Origin of the sequence: Brevibacillus sp. DP1.3A, from assembly GCF_013284245.2 — a bacterium.
Taxonomy (GTDB): Bacteria; Bacillota; Bacilli; order Brevibacillales; family Brevibacillaceae; genus Brevibacillus.
Map to the genome: position 1 here is coordinate 3,705,653 of NZ_CP085876.1, position 19,494 is coordinate 3,725,146.

Consider the following 19,494-nt stretch of genomic DNA (forward strand, 5'->3'; position numbering starts at 1 on the left):
TTGGTATGTAAAATGAACTACCCTTTATGAAAATGCCGATATCCCTAGGATCTCTCTTCCCATGATCAGTTTTTGAATCTCATTCGTTCCTTCCGCGATCGTGAAATAACGGATATCACGGTAGTAGCGTTCAACCGGAAATTCTTTTGTATAGCCGTAGCCACCGTGAATTTGCATCGCTTCTTCAGCGACTTTCAATACCTTTTCTGTCGCGAAGTATTTGGCCATCGAGCATTCTACTTTGCACGGTTTTCCTTCATCGAGTAAATGACTCGCTTGGAGGCCGAGCAGACGCATAGCACTCGTCAGTGTCACCATTTCACTGATTTTGGCTTGAATCAGTTGAAAGCTACCGATCGGTTTTCCGAATTGAACGCGTTCCTTGGCATACTTCACGGAAGCGTCTACACATGCTTGAGCAATTCCAGTGGAGATAAAGGCAACCATCGCCCGTGCTCCATTGAGGAATTTCAGCCCCTGTCTCAAACCATCTCCGACGGTACCCAGCAGGTTTTCTGCCGGAATCTCACAATCCTCGAAAATGAGCTCAGCAAACGGGCAGCTCGTTGTTCCCATTTTTTCAATCGGCTTGGCTTGATAAGGAGAGATTTCTTTTTCAATGATGAAAGCGGCAATCCCTTTATTCCCTTTGGTTTTGTCCGTTTGAGCAATGACGATGCCGATTTCCCCTTCTACGCCGTTCGTGATAAACATTTTGGAGCCATTCAGGACCCATTTGTCTCCTCGTCGCTCTGCCCGGGTTTGAATGCTGGATGTATCGGAACCGACATTCGGCTCAGTCAAGGCAAAGAACCCAAATTTTTCACCCTTCAGTAATGGTCCTAAAAACTTCTTACGCTGTTCTTCTGTTCCGTATTCGTAAATGTGCGTCAACACCGAGTTGGAGAGTCCCACTGTTGCGCGCAACGATGGCCAGACTCTGGATAGCTCCTCGATCATCGTGAAGTACGTCGTGTAAGTAAGCCCGTGCCCACCTGCTTCCTCAGGAAGTTGCCCCCCGAGATACCCAAATGGGACGAGTCTTTGGACAATTTCTTTGGATACCGCCTTACCTGATTTCTCATAGCTGTCAACCATAGGAAGTATTTCTTTTTCCAAAAATTTGCGCACCGTATCTCGAATCATCGTTTGCTCATCGGTTAATGCGAGAGACATTATATTCACCTCTTTGCATCAAGTTGGTCTACTTTCTTCGAATCAACATCGGCGTGGTTCCTTCTTGGACAACCTCTCCTCGCTGTTTGAGCATCTTGCGTTTGAAATACACAATCCCACGATCAGGCTTGCTCGTTTGTTCTTTTTCTACAATTTCGACTTCCAAATGGATGGTGTCCCCTATTTTGAGCGGTCCGAGAAATCTCCAGGTTTGAATACCTAATAAAGCAAGCAGGGACGGGGCCATCCTTCTATTCAGCTCCGTCCTCGTAAACAATCCGGAGGAAACTGCCAATCCTAACAGACCATGAGCAATACGTTCACCATAAATCGTGCTCTTGGCGTATTCCGCGTCCACATGGAGTGCATGATAGTCCCCTGACAAACCAGCAAAATTGACCACATCGGCTTCCGTAATGGTTCGAGCAGGGGATGTAAAGCATGTTCCCACCTCAAAGTCTTCGAAATATAAGATTTGTTCTGACATATTCAACCGAATCGTCCTCCGGACACATGCAGAATATCACCTGAAATATAGGAAGACTCGTCAGAAGCGAAAAACAGGACGGCGTTCGCTACATCCTCAGGTAAGCCAACTCGTGGAATCGGCGTGTCTCTTTTTTGTAATTCCTTGATCTTTTCGTATTTGGCATGGCTTTTTAGCGCGTCTGTTTCAATAAGACCAGGTGCAATCGCATTCACATTTATGTTGTGCTTTCCTAGCTCCTTGGCAAGTGATCGGGTTAAGCCAATGATTCCTGCCTTTGCGGAGGAGTAGTTTGCTTGGCCTGGATTTCCCAAGTAGGCACGGGATGAAATATTGACAATCTTCCCATATTGCTGCTCGATCATATATGGAGCAGCATATTTCGCGCAAAGGAAGGCACCTTTCAGACATACATCCAGTACTTGATCCCAATCATCCTCATGCATGTCTGTGATTTTCATATCCCGTACGATTCCTGCGTTGTTGATGAGTATGTCCACTCTGCCATACGCCTGTACGGTCTTTTCGATTAACTTTTCGGTATCCTCGGCTTTGGTTACATCCACTACCGAAGCGATGGCACGTCCCCCAGCCCGGTTGATTTCGAAAGCAGTCTCTTCACAAAGTTGGTTATGAATATCAGCTACAGTAACCAGTGCTCCCTCTTGGGCGAATTTTTGGATGATCGCTTTGCCAATTCCTTTTCCTGCGCCAGTGACGATAGCTACTTTCCCTTGAAATCTCATTTCGTTCCTCCCGTTCTACTGAAAGCTTTGATCGCCTTGGAGCAAGCGTCTGGCAATCGTACGCTTTTGGATTTCCGTCGTACCGTCTGGAATTCGCAAGGTTCTTGCCCATCTCCATACTTTTTCCAGCTTCATTTCATTCGTTAAGCCCATGCCGCCGTGGATTTGCATGCATCTGTCCACAACGTTTTGCACCATTTCTGTGCAATAGGCTTTGATCATCGAGATTTCCTTAAGCGGGAGCTTTTCTTGATTTTCCATTTTCCACGCGCAGTGAAGCAGCATATTTCGAGCTGCATAGATCTCCATTGCGCAATCTGCAAGCATGATTTGGATCGCCTGATGGTTCCCGATCGTGACGCCAAACGTCTTTCGTTCATTGGCGTATTGGATCGCTTTGTCCAACGCCCATTGTGCTGCACCCACACATAACGCTGCCATGACGATCCTTCCGAGATCAACGCCGTGCAAGGCTTTGCCGAACCCTTGATGCAAGTCCCCGATAATAAACTTTTCATGTACTCTCGCATTTTCCATGGAGATGATGCCGATGCGCGATCCTAAGTGTCCCATATACGGAATAGATGAGGTAGCTACGCATGTTTTGCCATCAAACGGGACAAGGAAGCAGGTAATTCCGCCCTTTCTTTTTTCCACCAAATCCGGATCAGTCACAGCGAAAATAATCGCGTATTTGGCGTAATGTGCATTCGTAATCCACTGCTTCGTACCATTCAGAACCCAGTAGTCACCATCCTTCACCGCTTTCGTTTTGATGGCCCATACATCTGAGCCTGCGTCTGGTTCACTCAGACCAAAGCATAAGGTAGCCTCACCTTTTGCGATACTGGGCAATAGCTCTGCCTTGGTATCAGGGTGCATCCCCAACAGCACAGGTGTCAGTCCGCCTGTAAACAGACCAGCAGGGAAAATCTCCATGACTAATGGATCTAGCCCGTATTTTTTCAAGATGGCTTCATGAATCAAAGCAACAGCGATCGGTCCAAATTCATCTCCCGTTCCACCAAGCTCAGGATCACCAAACATCGTGTAAAATCCGGCTTCGGCTGATTTTAAGCGAACTTGTTTTAACGCTTCTTGTATCCCCGGTGAATACAAGCCGTTTTCGTCGTAAAAATATCTTTCATTTTCCAGCTCTTTTTGATATTTCTTACGAAGCGGGTCAATTTCTACTTCAACGAATCGATAAATCGCAGAGATTACCTCTTTGATTTCCTCCGAAACCTGAAAACTGATCATGAGTGCTATCCTCCTTTGTTACCCTTTTCTAACTTCGAACTGGGCACTGACCTTTACTTCTCCTACTTCATTGACGGCTTCTGCTTCACATAGCCAGCGATCTTCCTTTTCGGCTACTACGGAGCCATTTACGATGATTTTTTCTCCCGGTCGCGTCATGCCTCGAAACCGAACGGAGAACTTCAGGAGATCGTCTGCTTGAAACCACGTATGGATGGCTTGCCCGACAAAACCCATGATCATCATGCCATGTGCGATGACGCCACCAAGCCCCGCTGTTTCGGCAACGGGCACTACCGTATGAATAGGATTGAAATCACCTGAGGCTCCGGCATATCGTACCAGTTGGCTATGCGTGATTTCTTCTTTATATAGCGGTTCGAATGGTTTACCGATCATGTTCATTCACCCCCTAGTGCCTTTCAATGATGGTCGAGCGTCCAACGACGACGGTTTCACCATGTTGATTGACGAACTCTTTTTTGATGACGACGAAGATCATGGCCGCTTTTGTGTATACGTCCTCCACTTCTCCATAAACGGTTATGTCATCCCCGATTCTGATATTGCCTCGGTACTCATATTCCTGTCCTCCGTGGAGAACTTTTTCAATTTTCAGACCCAAAATCTTCGAAATAGACGTTTGAGAACCCCAAAATTCGATGACAGTAGGAAAAGTTGGGGGAATGAACCCGTCCTCAACGTCAACGGACGGATTATTATCGAGTGCGCACAATAGCTCCCTGACTTTGCATCGCTCCACTTTATAAGTAAAGGGTTCTAGCTTGATCCCAACTCGATCGTCTTTTTGTTTGTTCATGAGTCTCCTCCCGTTCTGACTTCTTCGTCCACCAAAACTCTGCGGAGAATCTTCCCGACAGCCGATTTTGGTAACTCTTCTCGAAATTGGATGACCCGCGGTACTTTATAACGAGCCAGCCTTTGATTACACCACTCGAGAATCTCCTCTTCCGTGACACCTGGATACTTCCGTACGATGACTGCTTTTACCGTTTCTCCTCGGTATTCGTCTGGTATGCCGAAAACGCAAGCCTCGCTGACTGCCTCATGCTGGTAAAGCACTTCTTCAATTTCCGAGGGATATACGTTGTAACCACTTGCGATGATCATCTCTTTTTTTCGTCCGACAATCGAAAAGAAGCCATCTTCCCCCATTGTTGCCAAGTCACCCGTGAAGAGCCACCCGTCCTTCAATACAGCCGCTGTTTCCTGTGGATTTCGCCAATATCCCTTCATGATGCTAGGAGCTTTGACAATCAATTCCCCGGTTTCGCCTGGGGGCAATTCGTGCCTGCCTGTTGCTACATCCACGATCTTTGCATCACACTCTGGGAGCGGAATGCCAATCGTCCCTACTCGTATGGCGCCTACAGTCGGTGTGCCATGCGTGACCAGCCCCTCTGACAGTCCATACCCTTCAATGATGTTTAGTCCGGTCTTTCTCTTGAATTGTTGCGCCACCTCGATCGGCAATGGCGCTGTTCCTGATTGGCACAGTTTGAAGCTGGACAGGTCATCTTTTTTCAAATCTGGATGTTGGAGCAACGCAACATAGAGGGTAGGCATGCCCGGAAAAATGGTCGGGCGGTACTGACGGATGACTTCTAATGCTTGATCGACTTTGAAACGACGTACGATGATATACGTGCCCGCTAACATCATGATTCTGTTCAAGGTCACGATGCCAAATATATGAAACAATGGTGCAATACCTAACAATCTTTCACCGGGAATTTGCAATTGCTTTGAAATAACAGGAAAGTTTTGAAAAACATTGCTGATCAGATTGGAGTGAGTGAGCATGACACCCTTGGAGCGGCCAGTCGTTCCACCTGTATATTGCAGGAGCGCTACATCTTCACTTGGCGTAATCTCCACATTTGTAGCGTCTGCGTGGTTTTCCGAAATCCATTGGTAGAAGGTTCCGCTCTCATCGGACAGAGTGTCAACTTGAAGGAAGGTGATCGATTCAGCCATTCCGGTTTGCTCCAGTTTGGCTCCTTGCACGCCCTCGCTCACGAACCAAATCGAACCGGAATCTTCCATGATGTGCTTCAGTTCGTGAGTCGTATACATCGGATTTACCTGTACCACGATTCCGCCCAATCGGAGTGTAGCGAATAAGGAAATCACATACTCGACGCTGTTGGGTAGCACGATGGCTAGTCGATCTCCCTTTTGAAAACCCCGGTACTGGAGGGCTGCTGCCAGCCGATCCACGACCTCTTTCAATTGGGAGTAGGTAAACGTTTTTTCTCCGTCTATTACTGCTTTTTCATCGGGATATTGACTTGCCGTCCGCTTGAAAAATTCATACAAGGAGATGGACGGGATTTCCACGAGGGGGGAAACTCCGTCTGGATAAAACGCATGCCAGGGTCGAATCTGCGCTTCCTTCATGCTAACTTCTCCTCCTAAAACGATTTTCAGGTGGTTAAGTCTAACAGTGTTTTGCCTACAACCCGAGATTTTTCGCGATGATGTTTTTCATAATTTCTGTCGTACCACCGTAGATCGGCATGACAGCGACATCACGGTAACGCCGGGCAATGGCGTACTCTTCCATGAAGCCGTATCCGCCATGAAGCTGTAGGCATCGGACTGACATACGCCGTGCCATTTCGGTGATCGACCACTTTGCCATGGAGACTTGCGTCGTTACATTTTCGCCCTTCATATGTCGGTTTGTCAGATCGTCGATAAAGGTCTGCGCCATGGAAATTTCCGTAGCCATCTCCGCCATCTCGAATTGCGTATTTTGAAAGGAACTGATTGGCTTACCGAAGGCGTGTCTCTCTTTAACATATGTCATGGTCGTCTTGATCATCTCTTCAGCCACAACCAACGCTCCAATTGCGATCATAATCCGCTCTTGTTGCAGCTTATCCATCAGGTAGTAGAAGCCCTTGCCTTCCTCACCAAGCAGATTGGACACAGGGACACGTGCATCCTCAAAGATCAGCTCTGCTGTATCAGTTGAATGCTGACCCAATTTCTTCAATTTGCGACCGCGAGAAAAACCAGGTGTACCCTCCTCCACTAAGATGATGCTGATCCCTTTGTGAGCAGGAGTGGCTGTTGGGTCTGTCTTGACGCAAATGAAGAATAGTCCTGCATTGAATCCATTGGAGATGAACGTTTTTTGCCCATTAATGATGTAGTGGTCTCCGTCTCGCACTGCTGTTGTCCGCATTCCCGCCAAGTCGGAGCCGATGCCTGGTTCCGTCATGCCGATCGCTGTCGTAATCTCACCAGATACGCATTTGGGCAAGTACTTTTTCTTCTGCTCCTCGGTACCGTAGCGTTCCAAATAGGGAACGATGATCGAACTGCTCATACTTGCCAAGCCGCCTACTCCAACCCGACTCAATTCTTCTGCCAGAACCATGTTAAAGCCAAAATCGAGTCCAAGTCCGCCGTACTCAGGAGCAACTTGCGGGCAGAGGAATCCTTGTTCGCCCATTTTTTGATAAAACTCGCGTGGAGTGAATTGCTCTTCCTCCCATTTCTCAATGTTCGGTACGGCTTCCTTTTCCAAAAACTTGCGAAGAGAAGTGCGAAACATTTCATGCTCTTGCGTGAGAAAAGGTCGATTTCTTTTGAATAAATCGAACGTCGCTGGTTTCGATGCTGGAATGGTTTGAGACATGAATAATCCCTCCGATTTGTATGGATTAGCCGATACGATACATCGTAACCACACATGCTCCGCCAAGGCCCAAGTTATGTTGGAGAGCGACGCGGGCCCCTTCTACCTGCCGTTTGTCTGCCTGACCTCGCAACTGCCAAACTAGCTCTGTGCATTGTGCGAGACCGGTTGCTCCCAACGGATGACCTTTTGACATTAAACCGCCAGATGGATTGACAACGTAGGTTCCGCCGTATGTGTTATTGCCATCGTGGATGAACTTCTCGGCCCCGCCTTCTTCACACAAGCCCAAGCCTTCGTAAGTAATGACCTCATTGGGAGTGAAGCAATCGTGTAGCTCTACCACGTTTACCTCATCCGGACCGATCCCAGCCATTTCATAGACTTGTTCCGCTGCACGTCGGGTCATATCAGCACCAACTAGATTGAGGATAGATTCATGTGTAACATCGGTATCTGTTGTGAGCGCCTGACCCACAATTTCTACGGCATTCGTAATCCCGTGCTTGATCGCGAAGGCTTCACTGCATACAATCACTGCCGCTGCACCGCAGGTTGGGGGGCAAGCCATCAGACGTGTCAAATGAGGCATTAAGGCTGGGGCGTTCAATACCTCTTCCACGCTCAGCGGCTTATGAAAAAGAGAATACGGGTTTTGAATCGCGTGACTTCTCGTTTTCACAGATACTTTGGCAAAAATGTCTGGGTTCGCTCCATACTTTTCAAGGTATTCCTTTCCTGCTGAACCAAAAATCTTGATCGCATTCGAAGCGGAATCCGGCACGTCTGCCCACAGCTCTTTCAAGCGATTTTGTGTCCAGCCTAACGGAGGAGTCCGATCTGTCCAGACACTTGCTAATGCGCCTGGTTTCATTTCTTCAAAACCAACTGCCAGTGCGCAATCTACCATACCCGATTCGACTGCTTGCCTCGCCAAAAATAGTGCAGTAGAACCGGAAGAGCAGTTATTGTTGACGTTAATGATCGGAATCCCTGTCATCCCGACCATATACAAGGCTCGTTGACCACATGTACTGTCTCCATATACATAGCTCGCATACGCTTGTTGGATGTCCGAATAGTGAATGCCTGCATCTTCCAATGCGCCTTTGACTGCTTTCGATGCCATCACCTCATACGGTTCATGCGAGCCAGGCTTTGTAAACGGTACCATATTTACACCGATGACTTTTGTTTTTCGACTCATGCTTCTTCCTCCTTTGGACGATCACTGACCTTTTCACATCTAGTAGGTGTAGCAAATGTCGTGCCAACACGTTTTTTCGCCAATGATCGACTCTGTCAAAGCCTCTTCGTTCATTGTGTATGTGCTGAATACAAAAATAATGATAGAACTGTATAAAATCCATACACTTTCAATACGCAAATACCTCGTTTTCTTTAAGCGTTGCAATTTGCTCGTCGGTATAACCCAGCGATTTCAGTACGAGAATCGAATGCTCACCGAGTTTGCTTCCAATATGCTTATATTCTGGTTGAGCTGCGGAAAATTTGATCGGAAAACCAAATTGTCGCTGTGTGGTTCCGTCCGGCTTCCGAACATCCACAATCATCTCGCGCGCCTTCAATTGCGGATGCTCGCACGCTTCAGCAAATGTGAGCACTGGTTCAACACACGCTTCCATCTCCTGAAAAATGGCTGTCCATTCCGCGAAGGTTTTCGCTCGAAACGCGTTACGAACGTAATCTTTAAAAGCTTGGACATCATCTGGTGATTCACTGAAAGACAATGGCAACAGATCCGATCCCCCAATTGCCTCGCACAACAGCTTACGGAATTGAGGTTCAAGGCTGCCTACTGAAAAATACCGTCCATCTTTTGTTTCATAGTAGTCGTAAAAAATACCGCCGTTTAACCGCATGGCCTCCGCCTGAGGCTCTACCCCGCACGCAAGATAACCAGCGCCATGGATGGTATTTAATACGAATGCAGCATCCGTCATGCTGATGTCAATGTATTGACCTTCACCCGTCCGCTCGCGATGCAACAAAGCAGCCAGCATTCCAATCACGGAGTGGAGTGAACCACCCGCAATATCTGCGATATGAAAACCATGCGGAGACGGAGGCGATCCTTTTCTCCGGGAGTAATCATTGATTCCTGCAATAGACAAGTAGTTGTTGTCATGCCCAGGTCGATTACGATACGGGCCAGTTTGACCATATCCGGTGATGGAACAGTAGATCAGTCGCGGATTAATCGCTCGCAGTGCCTCAAATCCAAGGCCGAGTCGTTCCATGACCCCCGGACGGAACTGTTCAAGGACAATGTCGTATTCTTTCACGAGCTCTTTTACGATATCTACGGCTTCTTGTTTTTTGAGGTCAAGCGCGATGGATGATTTCGAGCGATTCAAGTAGCCATGGGCTGCCGGTACACCCCCATCTACTTGTTTACCTTGCCTGATACTGTCCGGTCGGGTGAACGATTCCACGCGAAGCACTTCTGCTCCCAGATCTGCTAGCATCGTCGTTGCAAAAGGCCCCGGCAGTAAAGTTGAGAAATCGAGAACTTTATAGCCACGCAACAAGCTCATTGTTTCACCTCATTCAAATTGGTAGATAAAAGCTTAAAGGTAGCAGTCGCTATCGCCAGAGGTTTGCCTGCACGGTTTCGTACCTCTCCTTCACCGGTGGCAAGGCTTTTGCCTATATGGCGAATTTTTGCTGTTCCAACAACGAGATCACCCTCTTTGGCAGAGGCCAAATAATGAATGTTTAAATTGACCGTTACCAGGCTGTACTCCGTCTGAGTTCGAATAGTCAAACCCATTACGTGGTCGAGTAAGCTCGCTATGACACCTCCGTGCAACAAATTACCGGCGTTCAACAATTCAGATGTAATTAGCAGCTCAACTACCACATGCCCTTCTTCCCTATGCGTAATTTGAATGCCGAGATGTCGTTCAAATCCTGCTTGTATCCGTTTTGGGGGTTCCGTAATGGACATACTCTCACCTCGCTTTGCAGTTGCACTGTGAATCCATCTGTGTTGATTTATCTGAAATGCAAATGCCGTGCCAAAGAAACCTTTCGTTCTTAATTGAATGAAATGCATGCGATATAAATTTTATGCGCAAGCAAATTGTATACATCTAGAACAGTTGTATGAAATCTATACACATCGACACTGGAAGACCAAAATAAAAACCCTTGATTTCCTCAAGGGTCAACTCGCTGAGCCTTTATTCAGGTGTCACAATAGCGGGAAATGGATCAAATTCGTCCAATAATGCTAGAAACACTTTAATTGGCGTCGTGTCACCGATTACTTCTATTTTTCCCGTTGCCATGGCTTGCTCAAGTGATAGACGACCAAGCATCAATGCAAAGAAAGTCATTCGATCCGTTACAAGCGAAACGTCTGGATGAGCGTCATGCTTATTTGCTTTGTTCACCAGAACCGAATTTTCCAGGTACATAGCAAACGATTGGTCTGAATCTGTGATTGTTACATTCATCGTGAGCTTTTTGCCCTCTGCTTTGGGACCGTTAATTTTCACGGCTAACAGGTTTAAGAAATCCGAAATGGGCATGTAGGTAATGATCCCTGATACATCAGTTGGAGAGTTGTCCTTATTTACCCCATTACGCAGTTCAGTAGCTCCGACCAAATACACATTTCGCCAGTTCGCGGATTCCGCTTGGTACCCCAATTGTTCAAATGCATTGGCAAGCAAGTTTTTCGCTTCTGTATGAGTGGGATCAGCCATGACCACATGCTTTACTACTTGAGCGACCCAGCGATACTCTCCTTTTTCAAAATCAGCCTTTGCCTGCTGCAAAATGTTACTTGCGCCACCCATGTACTGAACATATTTCTCGGCGGCTTCCACCTGTGGCAGCGGATCCAAATCAGAAGGATGCGCACTGTAATAGCCGAGATAAAAGTTGTAGATTCCTTTTACGTTATGCTTTAGCGTTCCATAGTACCCTCGATTTCCCCAGTATTTATCCAGTGTGTCCGGAAGCTTAATCGTTTCTGCTATTTCATCCATCGTATATCCATGATTGGCTAAACGCACCGTTTGATCGTGCATATATTTATACAGATCACGTTGCATTTTCAAATGGGCAATGGCGTTTTCTTTGCCCCATACTGGCCAAGCATGGATCATCAACAGGGCATCCACTTCTTCTGCCTCAAACAAGTCAATCGTCTTATCCAGGGCGTTTGCCCATAGCAAAGCATCTCGCGTTTTTGCTCCTCTTACGGTGTAGATTTGATGCATAGATTTGTTGGCATTTTCCGAGACAAACAAAGCTTTGTAATCGCGGATGTAGAAGTGCATTTCGGCAGGTGCTTCTGTATTGGGGGTTAGTAAAAATTCGAAGGTCATTCCGTCAATTTCCATAGTCTGCGTCTCGCTTACGATCTCAACCGTAGGCAGCGCAAAGCTGAACTTACCCGAATTGGTCACGGGGCCAATCCCTACAGAAACCGTTCCTGTAGCGTTAACCGGTAGATTTTTCCCGAATTGATACCCTGCGCGACGGGCCATGATCGTACCAAGCAGTACATTTTCGCTCAATGCTTCTTTTGTAAAATGCTGTGGTGCGATAATCGGGATTTCGGGATTTTTCGCATACTGAAGTGCTGCTTCGGTACCTGCAAAATGGTCACCGTGACTTTGGCTGATAATAATCGCGGTAACCGGTTTTTTAGGTCGATGCTGATAATATAACTCCATCGCGGCTTGCATGGATTCTACACCAGCTAATGTATCAACAACAATAACTCCCTCTTTTCCTTCGATGAAAAAGGTCGTGACGATGGATTGTCCACGTATTTGATAAACGCCCTCTACTACCTTGAACAACCCTGTAATTGCATGTAACTGCGAATTTCTCCACAAGCTAGGATTGACTGTATCGGGTGCAGGCTGATCAAGGAATCCGAGCTTTTCGATGTCCCAAACAACTTTTCCAGCCTCATTTTTTATGACTTTTGCTTCTATGGGGGCGAGGAAACCTCTATTTGCATCCTCGAAATCTTGCTTGTCTTCAAAAGGGAGAGAGACATAAGCGGCCTCCTGTGCTTTTTTGGTAAAAGGCGTCGCCGGTAATGACTGATTAATTTTCGAATCTGCCATTTCGAAACCCCCAAAGGTTTATTTTTTTGAATATTCATTGGATATTTTGTCCATGGGCTCCTATTTGTATGCATCTGGCAAAAGCACCAAGGCCATCGCTACGGCAAGAGCGATGGCCCGTAAAGCGCAGCAGTTCATCCTAGAACTTGTTAATCACCGTAACTCCTACACCGGCATACGTATTCATTTCTTCAAAAGAGGCATGGATCTCTTCCAAGGAGATTGTTTTCGTGACCAATCTCCCGGGTGAAAGGCGCCCGCTTTCTACTAAGCGCAGCATCGTTGAAAATTCAGGCAAGGGCATGCCGATCGATCCAATAATCTGCGCTTCTTGCCGGAGTAAAAAGTTAATAGGAACGGAAGTAAGACCTCCATTCGGATTCGAACTCATGCCAATCTGGACATGTCTTCCTCGCTTCGTGAGACTCAGGAGAGCGTTCAAAAACGTTTCTTGGATACCGAGTGCTTCAATAGAGACGTTCGCACCGCCCTTTGTTATTTCCCGCACAGCCTCTGGAGCGTTCACTTGCTTGCTATTTACGATAGCCACTGCCCCCAGCTCTTTCGCAAAGGCCAGTTTATCATCCGCGATGTCCACCGCAATGACATTCGCTCCTGCAGCAGCCGCAATTTGAACAGCAGATAGCCCTACACCACCAGCCCCATATACGGCTACCCATTCACCAGGACGCACATTTCCTTGCGTGATGACTCCATGGTAGGCAGTCATGAAGCGACATCCCATTGCACTTGCTTCAACAAAATCAATGTTTTCAGGTAAATGCATGAGGTTTTGGTCTGCCTCTCCGATATGAATATACTGCGCAAACCCGCCATTCAAGTCGAAGCCTATCAATTTGAGGTTATCGCATACATTGTGGTGACCTGCGACGCAATGCGGACATACCCCATCGCCGACATTAAATGGCACAATCACTCGATCACCTTTTTTGAAATTGCGTATGTTTTTTCCGACCTCTTCCACCACTCCACTCATCTCGTGCCCTAAAATATGCGGAAAGGATTGAATCATACTCATATGTCCTGTCCACCCATGCCAGTCACTCCGGCATACGCCTGTTGCTTCCAATCTGATGATGACCCCATCCGAAGTCAGTGTCGGATCTGCGATTTCTCGTACGACCAAAGGCTCGTTAAACGCTTCTAAAACGGCAGCTCTCATGTGCAGGCACGCCTCATTTCTATTGATCAGATATTTTGTTTGTTCCGTTCTTCTTCTACCAATTTGCTACGCAGGATTTTACCTACATGCGTTTTTGGAAGCGCTTCCCTAAATTCGATCAAGCGAGGAACCTTATATCTGGTCAGGCGTTCTCTGCACCAGCTCTGAATATCTTCTTCCGTCACGTTTGCTTGTCTGCCGAGAACAATCACGGCCTTGATCGTCTCGCCACGATATGGATCAGGAACACCGTAGACGCACGCCTCCAACACTGCCGGATGCTGGTAAATGACCTCTTCTACTTCTACCGGGTATACATTAAAGCCACCCGTGATGATCATATCTTTCTTTCGTCCTACAATATAGAAATACCCCTCACTGTCCATGGTCCCGATATCACCTGTATACAGCCAACCGTCGCGTATCGTACGCTCTGTCTCTTGTTGATTCTTCCAGTATCCTTTCATCACTTGTGGGCCTTTTACAATCAGTTCACCTGATTCTCCTACCGGCATCTCTTTTGTTCCGGTAGCTGTGTCTACAATTTTTACATCTGTATTTGGAATCGGCAGACCGATACTCCCTACTTTTCGTTGACCAATCAGTGGATTGCGCATCACTGCACATGTCGCTTCCGAAAGGCCATAACCCTCGATAATCGGGACACCTGTTTTTTGTTCAAAATTTTTCATCACTTCAATAGGCAAAGGAGCTGAACCACCTATACACATTTGAAAATACGAAAGGTCGTCTTTCTGTAAGTCCGGGTGATTTAAGATAGCAATATACATCGTTGGAGAACCCGTAAAATAGGTAGGCCGATGCTTGCGGATCAACTCCAGAATACGATCCATCTCAAACTTTGCGACAGGGACGTACTTCGCCCCCATTTTGACAAATTGTATGAAGCTGAACAGCCCCATACCGTGGTAGAGTGGACTAATTCCTAGCTGGCAGTGTCCAGCTTTACTTAAAACGGACTTATTTGTTTCGTATGATTGATAGAGATTCGCTATCATATTTGTGTGTGTGATCATGACGCCTTTTGATCTGCCGGTGGTTCCTCCTGTATACGTTAGGACAGCAAGCTCTTCAGGTTGTACATCCTTTTCCGGCAAGTCGAGACTCTCATGAAGAATCCAATGATGCAGATTATCTTCCTCAAAAATTTCCCGATCTGCTGCGATGAATGTCACTTGCTCAGCTAATCCGGTTTTCTTCAGCTTCTCTTTCTGTTCTCGAAAGGCTATGACCCCTGTCGCTTCTGAATCTTTGAGCAGATGTTCCAACTCGGCAGGCTGAAAATTCGGGTTGATCTGAACAACCACTCCCCCTAAACACTGAATAGCAAAAAAGGATAGCCCATATTCCATGCTGTTTGGAACCATGATCCCGATGCGATCACCCTTTCGATAACCGCGTCGATAAAGGGCAGAAGCAATCCGTTCACACGCTTCCTTTAGTTGTGAATAAGTGATTTCTCTCTCGCCGTCAGAGATTGCGATATTGGAAGAATGTAGACGAGCCGTTCGTTCTAGCACATCATAAATGGTTATGGATGGAATCTCTACTTCGTGCGAAACTTCTGGAGGATAAAATGCGAACCAAGGTTTATTCAAGCCACTCACCCCTCGAAAAGAACGTAATTATGCAGATCCGATTATTTCAATCTTTGCATCAACGTCTCTAGCTTTCCTTTATAGGGAGCACGTGCAAATTCCTCCATTGGATTGCTTCCCACTGGTGCTTGGAAGAGAACACCCCGTTCGTGCGAAAACTCCTTGAATCCATAAACTCCTGTATATCGTCCAATCCCGCTCTCATTGATTCCGCCAAAAGGCAGATTCGGTTCCGCCATATGCCGCATGACATCATTCACGGTTGCTCCTCCAGAAGTTGTTCTGGCAAGCAGATTGTCCACAATACGTTGATGATCACTGAAGATGTACAAAGCTAAAGGCTTGGGCTTTGAATCAATATACTCGATCACTTCATCCAAATCGGTATACGTCAGGACTGGCATAATCGGTCCAAATATTTCTTCTTGCATGATTTTCGCTTCCAGAGGGACGTCCGTTAAGAGTGTCGGGTGAATTCTTTCATCTTCAATCGTACCACCAAATCGTACTTTCGCCCCTCTGGAGACAGCATCCTCCAACAAATCTTGCAAACGCTGCAAATTACGTTCATTCATAATTTTGGCCATATCTGTTTGGGTAAGCTGTCCATTTTCAAAATAGCTACGTTGGACATACGCTTCCACATGCTGAACAAATTCTTCGAGTTGATGCTCTTTGACAAAAACATAGTCTGGAGCAAGACAAATTTGTCCGGCATTCGCAAATTTGCCAAATGCGATGCGAGGAGTCATTTTCTCCAAATCAACATGCTCATCGACAACCACCGGGCATTTGCCGCCCAGCTCCAATGTAACGGATGCCAGATGTTTCGCAGCTGCCTGCATGACATGCTTGCCAATCGAAGTACTCCCCGTAAAGAAGATATGGTGAAATGGAAGTGCTAGCAAAGCTTCTGCAACATCCACTCCCCCTTCAAAGATGGCAACCTCAGATTCCTCGAACACCTCGCGAACGATTTTCGTCGCAAGTCGGCTGGTTGCTGGCGCCATTTCAGAAGGCTTCAAGATACATACATTCCCTGCCCCAATCGCAGGAATTAACGGAAGAAACAGCAAGTAAAATGGAAAATTCCACGCCGAGAAAATCAGGCACTGTCCTTTTGGCTCCCACATAATTCTCGCACTTGCTCCCACGCTTTGTGTAGCGACTTCGACAGGCTGCATCCATTGTTCCAAGCTGGCGATAAAACGATCAATCTCATGAATGACACCGAGCACTTCTGTTGTGACGGCTTCAAAAGAAGGCTTCTCCAAATCTTGTTGAAGCGCTTGTAAAATAGCAGGAGTTTGCGTACGAATGATTGTTTTTAGTTTCTGTAATTTTTGTATACGTTCTGCGGCACTGGTTCTTTTGACAACATGCTGATGTTTCTTTTGTAACTCGAATACTTGTTGAATTTGATCCGTAACATCAACCATCAAGAAAGCCCTCCGATCATTCGTTAACGCATTTTCATCATCAGAATGTCGATCTTGGTGAGGAAAGGATATCTGGAAAACACTTCTATCAACCAGCAAGTATCATACCAAAAGAAAATCACTGTCTTGCTTAGATTTATCGTCATGGAATGGAGCGAAGTTGTTTGAAATTGCTACGATACCAGACACACGGAGTGTATTTTCCAGACAGTTCCTGGGATTATGATACGAGAACTTTCTTCAATTCTTCTGTCAGCAGTGGAACGACTTCAAACAGGTCTCCAACGATTCCGTAGTCGGCAATTTGAAAGATCGGTGCTTCCGGGTCTTTGTTAATAGCCACGATAATTTTTGAGTTGGACATTCCCGCCAAGTGTTGAATAGCCCCTGAGATGCCGCACGCAATATACAGATCGGGTGTCACTACTTTTCCTGTTTGTCCGATCTGCAAGGAGTAATCGCAGTAATCGGCGTCGCAAGCTCCACGGGACGCTCCCACTGCACCGCCAAGTGCCTGAGCCAATTCTTGCAGGGGTTGAAAGCCTTCCGCGCTTTTCACACCGCGTCCACCAGCGACGATGATCTTGGCTTCGCTGAGATCGATACCACTTGCTGTTTTTCGCACGACTTCCTTGATGATGGTACGAAGATCAGTGATTTCTGGCTGAAAATCTACGATCACGGTTTGCACAGCTGTCGCTATGATTTCAAAATTATTGGGGCGCAGGGTTGCGAACACCATTCCTTCTTGGAAGTTCTTTTTTTGAAACGCTTTCCCCGCATAGATCGGACGAACAAACGTGATTTGCTCTCCGTTTGTCTCTACAGCCGTACAATCTGAAATGAGTCCCGCTCCACATTTGGCCGCTACTCTTGGTGAGATATCTTTTCCCAATGAAGTATGGCCGACCAAGACAACATCTGGCTGAACTTCATGAATGAGTTGCGTAAATGCTTGGCTATACGCCTCGGTTGTGCCAGTAGATATCGCTTGGGTTTTCGTTACATACAAGGTATTGGCTCCGTATTTGCTGATATCCTGCACATACGCTTCCGCATTCGGCGAGAACAACGCCGCGATGACTTCTCCCCCTGCCGCGACCTGATTCGCGACAGTTAATGCCTCGAGAGATACATTACGTAATTTTGCATCCTTTACTTCGGTAAGTACCAGAACCTTTTTGCTCACGGTTAATCCTCTCCTTTTTACTTTAGATGACCTTCGCTTCTGTACGCAGCAGTAGTGCCAATTCGATTACCTGTTCCTTGATTTCTCCGCTCAATAGGCGACCTGCTTGCTTCTTGGCAGGCAAATACTGCTCGACAATCGTTGTGCGGGCCTTCCTTTCATCGTTTGCAAGAGCCAAATCTTCCAGAGTCAAACGCTCCATTGGCTTTTTCTTTGCTTTCATAATGCCTGGCAAAGACGGGTAGCGCGGCTCGTTTAACCCTTGCTGAGCTGTCGCCAAGAGTGGGAGACCGACTTCGATGATCTCCATATCGCCTTCTACGTCTCTTTCGACTGTTACTTTGTCGCCATCGATTGTAAGCTTCGTAATCGTAGATACGTGTGGGATACCTAATGCCTCTGCAACCCGAATCGCAACCTGTCCTCCCCCGCTATCTACAGACATATTGCCCCCGAGAATCAAATCGAATGATTGATCCTTAATCGCTGCCGTAATCAAACTAGCAATGGTGTATTCATCCGCTTCGTTTTCACCTGGATCGACGAGTATCGCTTTATCTGCTCCCATCGCAAGAGCGGTTCGAAGAGCACCCTCCGCACGCTCTGGGCCAACGGTGATCACGGTGACCTCTGCTCCGTTTTCTTCCTTTAGCTTGACTGCTTCCTCGACAGCATACTCGTCATAAGGATTCACGATAAACTCGATGCCTTCTTCATTGATCTGACCGTTGTGAATCACGATTTTTTCTTCGGTATCAAATGTTTGTTTCAACAAGACTAAAATGTTCATCTGCATTCTCCTCCGGACTTCGTTTTATTTTCGATTACTTTGGCTGCATACGCAGTGCACCATCTAAACGAATGACTTCCCCGTTTAACATCGGGTTTTCGATAATGCTTCGAACGAGATGGGCAAATTCATTCGGCTGCCCCAACCGCTGGGGAAACGGGACCATAGCGCTTAGTGCTTGCTTAACATGCTCGGGAGCCCTGCCTAGCATCGGCGTCTCAAAAAGACCTGGCGCGATCGTAACGACACGAATGCCAAGCGAGGATAGATCCCTTGCAATGGGAAGCGTCATCCCAACGACTCCCCCCTTTGATGCACTGTAAGCAGCTTGACCCATTTGCCCTTCAAAGGCAGCAGCAGATGCCGTATTAACGATAACCCCTCTTTCCCCTAGCTCGTTCGGTTCGTTCTCGCTCATTTTCTCTGCTGCTAAACGAATGACATTGAAGGTTCCGATCAAGTTGACATGAATAATCTTTGTAAAAAGTGCGAGATCGAACGGGCCGTTTTTTCCATACGTTTTTTGCGAACCGCCGATACCTGCGCAGTTAACGGCCGCTGTTATTTTACCGAATTTTTCAACCGCTTGGTCTAATGCTGACCTGACATCCGCTTCTTCGACGACGTTTGTATTCACATAAAGAACCTGGTCGCCTAGTGCTTCGGAGAGTTGGGTTCCCTTCTCATCATTGACATCCATCATGAGTGCTTTTCCACCATGCGCTACGATATTTTTCACAGTAGCCTCTCCCAGACCTGAAGCACCGCCGGTAACTGCTACCACACTGTTTTTGAAATCCATTGCCCTTCTCTCCTTTATT

Annotated in this window: 18 protein-coding genes; all 18 read right to left on the reverse strand. The window is 46.8% G+C overall.

Features of this window, described 5'->3' with window-relative positions:
• Positions 1 to 24: 24 nt before the first annotated feature.
• The 18 genes from HP399_RS16720 to HP399_RS16805 all read right to left on the reverse strand — a co-directional run bounded on the left by HP399_RS16720 (position 25) and on the right by HP399_RS16805 (position 19,475).
• Positions 25 to 1,176 (reverse strand): acyl-CoA dehydrogenase family protein, encoded by a 1,152-nt coding sequence (locus HP399_RS16720; protein WP_173617672.1) that lies wholly within the window; start codon positions 1,174 to 1,176, stop codon positions 25 to 27.
• Positions 1,177 to 1,204: 28 nt separating this feature from the next.
• Positions 1,205 to 1,663 carry a MaoC/PaaZ C-terminal domain-containing protein gene (locus HP399_RS16725; protein ID WP_173617989.1) on the reverse strand — a complete coding sequence of 153 codons (459 nt, stop codon included), beginning with the start codon at positions 1,661 to 1,663 and terminating at the stop codon, positions 1,205 to 1,207.
• A gap of 2 nt (positions 1,664 to 1,665) precedes the next feature.
• Entirely contained in the window at positions 1,666 to 2,409 is a 744-nt protein-coding gene (locus HP399_RS16730; protein ID WP_173617673.1) for an SDR family NAD(P)-dependent oxidoreductase, read from the reverse strand.
• Between the two features lie 15 nt (positions 2,410 to 2,424).
• Entirely contained in the window at positions 2,425 to 3,669 is a 1,245-nt protein-coding gene (locus HP399_RS16735) for an acyl-CoA dehydrogenase family protein (RefSeq protein WP_173617674.1), read from the reverse strand.
• A gap of 18 nt (positions 3,670 to 3,687) precedes the next feature.
• Positions 3,688 to 4,068, reverse strand: coding sequence for a MaoC/PaaZ C-terminal domain-containing protein (locus HP399_RS16740; protein WP_173617675.1), 381 nt, complete (start codon positions 4,066 to 4,068; stop codon positions 3,688 to 3,690).
• Between the two features lie 13 nt (positions 4,069 to 4,081).
• A complete protein-coding gene (locus HP399_RS16745; RefSeq protein WP_173617676.1) occupies positions 4,082 to 4,489 on the reverse strand; it encodes an FAS1-like dehydratase domain-containing protein in 408 nt (135 codons plus the stop codon).
• Complete coding sequence (locus HP399_RS16750; protein WP_173617677.1) at positions 4,486 to 6,090, reverse strand: long-chain-fatty-acid--CoA ligase; 1,605 nt, start codon at positions 6,088 to 6,090, stop codon at positions 4,486 to 4,488. The genes HP399_RS16745 and HP399_RS16750 overlap by 4 nt, the downstream gene beginning before the upstream one ends.
• Before the next feature lie 55 nt (positions 6,091 to 6,145).
• The gene (locus HP399_RS16755) at positions 6,146 to 7,339 is read right to left on the reverse strand and encodes an acyl-CoA dehydrogenase family protein (RefSeq protein ID WP_173617678.1); all 1,194 of its coding nucleotides are present in this window, start codon (positions 7,337 to 7,339) and stop codon (positions 6,146 to 6,148) included.
• 25 nt (positions 7,340 to 7,364) lie between these two features.
• Positions 7,365 to 8,546 (reverse strand): lipid-transfer protein, encoded by a 1,182-nt coding sequence (locus HP399_RS16760; protein WP_173617679.1) that lies wholly within the window; start codon positions 8,544 to 8,546, stop codon positions 7,365 to 7,367.
• A gap of 169 nt (positions 8,547 to 8,715) precedes the next feature.
• Positions 8,716 to 9,897 (reverse strand): CaiB/BaiF CoA transferase family protein, encoded by a 1,182-nt coding sequence (locus HP399_RS16765; protein ID WP_173617680.1) that lies wholly within the window; start codon positions 9,895 to 9,897, stop codon positions 8,716 to 8,718.
• On the reverse strand, positions 9,894 to 10,310 hold the full coding sequence (locus tag HP399_RS16770) for a PaaI family thioesterase (protein ID WP_173617681.1): 417 nt from the start codon (positions 10,308 to 10,310) through the stop codon (positions 9,894 to 9,896). The genes HP399_RS16765 and HP399_RS16770 overlap by 4 nt, the downstream gene beginning before the upstream one ends.
• Positions 10,311 to 10,545: 235 nt before the next feature.
• On the reverse strand, positions 10,546 to 12,453 hold the full coding sequence (locus tag HP399_RS16775; protein WP_173617682.1) for an alkyl/aryl-sulfatase: 1,908 nt from the start codon (positions 12,451 to 12,453) through the stop codon (positions 10,546 to 10,548).
• 139 nt (positions 12,454 to 12,592) lie between these two features.
• Positions 12,593 to 13,636: a zinc-dependent alcohol dehydrogenase family protein gene (locus HP399_RS16780; protein WP_173617683.1), complete on the reverse strand. Its 1,044-nt coding sequence runs from the start codon at positions 13,634 to 13,636 to the stop codon at positions 12,593 to 12,595.
• A 26-nt stretch (positions 13,637 to 13,662) separates the two neighbouring features.
• Positions 13,663 to 15,264, reverse strand: a complete 1,602-nt coding sequence (locus HP399_RS16785; RefSeq protein WP_173617684.1) for a long-chain-fatty-acid--CoA ligase — start codon at positions 15,262 to 15,264, stop codon at positions 13,663 to 13,665.
• Positions 15,265 to 15,296: 32 nt separating this feature from the next.
• Positions 15,297 to 16,694, reverse strand: coding sequence for an aldehyde dehydrogenase family protein (locus HP399_RS16790; protein ID WP_173617685.1), 1,398 nt, complete (start codon positions 16,692 to 16,694; stop codon positions 15,297 to 15,299).
• A gap of 220 nt (positions 16,695 to 16,914) precedes the next feature.
• The gene (locus HP399_RS16795; RefSeq protein WP_173617686.1) at positions 16,915 to 17,883 is read right to left on the reverse strand and encodes an electron transfer flavoprotein subunit alpha/FixB family protein; all 969 of its coding nucleotides are present in this window, start codon (positions 17,881 to 17,883) and stop codon (positions 16,915 to 16,917) included.
• A 22-nt stretch (positions 17,884 to 17,905) separates the two neighbouring features.
• Positions 17,906 to 18,673: an electron transfer flavoprotein subunit beta/FixA family protein gene (locus HP399_RS16800; RefSeq protein ID WP_173617687.1), complete on the reverse strand. Its 768-nt coding sequence runs from the start codon at positions 18,671 to 18,673 to the stop codon at positions 17,906 to 17,908.
• A gap of 34 nt (positions 18,674 to 18,707) precedes the next feature.
• A complete protein-coding gene (locus HP399_RS16805; RefSeq protein WP_173617688.1) occupies positions 18,708 to 19,475 on the reverse strand; it encodes a 3-hydroxyacyl-CoA dehydrogenase in 768 nt (255 codons plus the stop codon).
• Positions 19,476 to 19,494 lie beyond the last annotated feature (19 nt).

What these genes read in the sequence shown, in the direction of transcription:
- HP399_RS16725 (WP_173617989.1), bottom strand. Translation starts at nt 1,663, where the DNA reads ATGTCAGAACAAATCTTATATTTCGAAGACTTTGAGGTGGGAACATGC.
- HP399_RS16740 (WP_173617675.1), bottom strand. Translation starts at nt 4,068, where the DNA reads ATGATCGGTAAACCATTCGAACCGCTATATAAAGAAGAAATCACGCAT.
- HP399_RS16750 (WP_173617677.1), bottom strand. Translation starts at nt 6,090, where the DNA reads ATGAAGGAAGCGCAGATTCGACCCTGGCATGCGTTTTATCCAGACGGA.
- HP399_RS16775 (WP_173617682.1), bottom strand. Translation starts at nt 12,453, where the DNA reads ATGGCAGATTCGAAAATTAATCAGTCATTACCGGCGACGCCTTTTACC.
- HP399_RS16800 (WP_173617687.1), bottom strand. Translation starts at nt 18,673, where the DNA reads ATGAACATTTTAGTCTTGTTGAAACAAACATTTGATACCGAAGAAAAA.
- HP399_RS16805 (WP_173617688.1), bottom strand. Translation starts at nt 19,475, where the DNA reads ATGGATTTCAAAAACAGTGTGGTAGCAGTTACCGGCGGTGCTTCAGGT.
- HP399_RS16770 (WP_173617681.1), bottom strand. Translation starts at nt 10,310, where the DNA reads ATGTCCATTACGGAACCCCCAAAACGGATACAAGCAGGATTTGAACGA.
- HP399_RS16735 (WP_173617674.1), bottom strand. Translation starts at nt 3,669, where the DNA reads ATGATCAGTTTTCAGGTTTCGGAGGAAATCAAAGAGGTAATCTCTGCG.
- HP399_RS16765 (WP_173617680.1), bottom strand. Translation starts at nt 9,897, where the DNA reads ATGAGCTTGTTGCGTGGCTATAAAGTTCTCGATTTCTCAACTTTACTG.
- HP399_RS16790 (WP_173617685.1), bottom strand. Translation starts at nt 16,694, where the DNA reads ATGGTTGATGTTACGGATCAAATTCAACAAGTATTCGAGTTACAAAAG.
- HP399_RS16780 (WP_173617683.1), bottom strand. Translation starts at nt 13,636, where the DNA reads ATGAGAGCTGCCGTTTTAGAAGCGTTTAACGAGCCTTTGGTCGTACGA.
- HP399_RS16745 (WP_173617676.1), bottom strand. Translation starts at nt 4,489, where the DNA reads ATGAACAAACAAAAAGACGATCGAGTTGGGATCAAGCTAGAACCCTTT.
- HP399_RS16720 (WP_173617672.1), bottom strand. Translation starts at nt 1,176, where the DNA reads ATGTCTCTCGCATTAACCGATGAGCAAACGATGATTCGAGATACGGTG.
- HP399_RS16760 (WP_173617679.1), bottom strand. Translation starts at nt 8,546, where the DNA reads ATGAGTCGAAAAACAAAAGTCATCGGTGTAAATATGGTACCGTTTACA.
- HP399_RS16730 (WP_173617673.1), bottom strand. Translation starts at nt 2,409, where the DNA reads ATGAGATTTCAAGGGAAAGTAGCTATCGTCACTGGCGCAGGAAAAGGA.
- HP399_RS16755 (WP_173617678.1), bottom strand. Translation starts at nt 7,339, where the DNA reads ATGTCTCAAACCATTCCAGCATCGAAACCAGCGACGTTCGATTTATTC.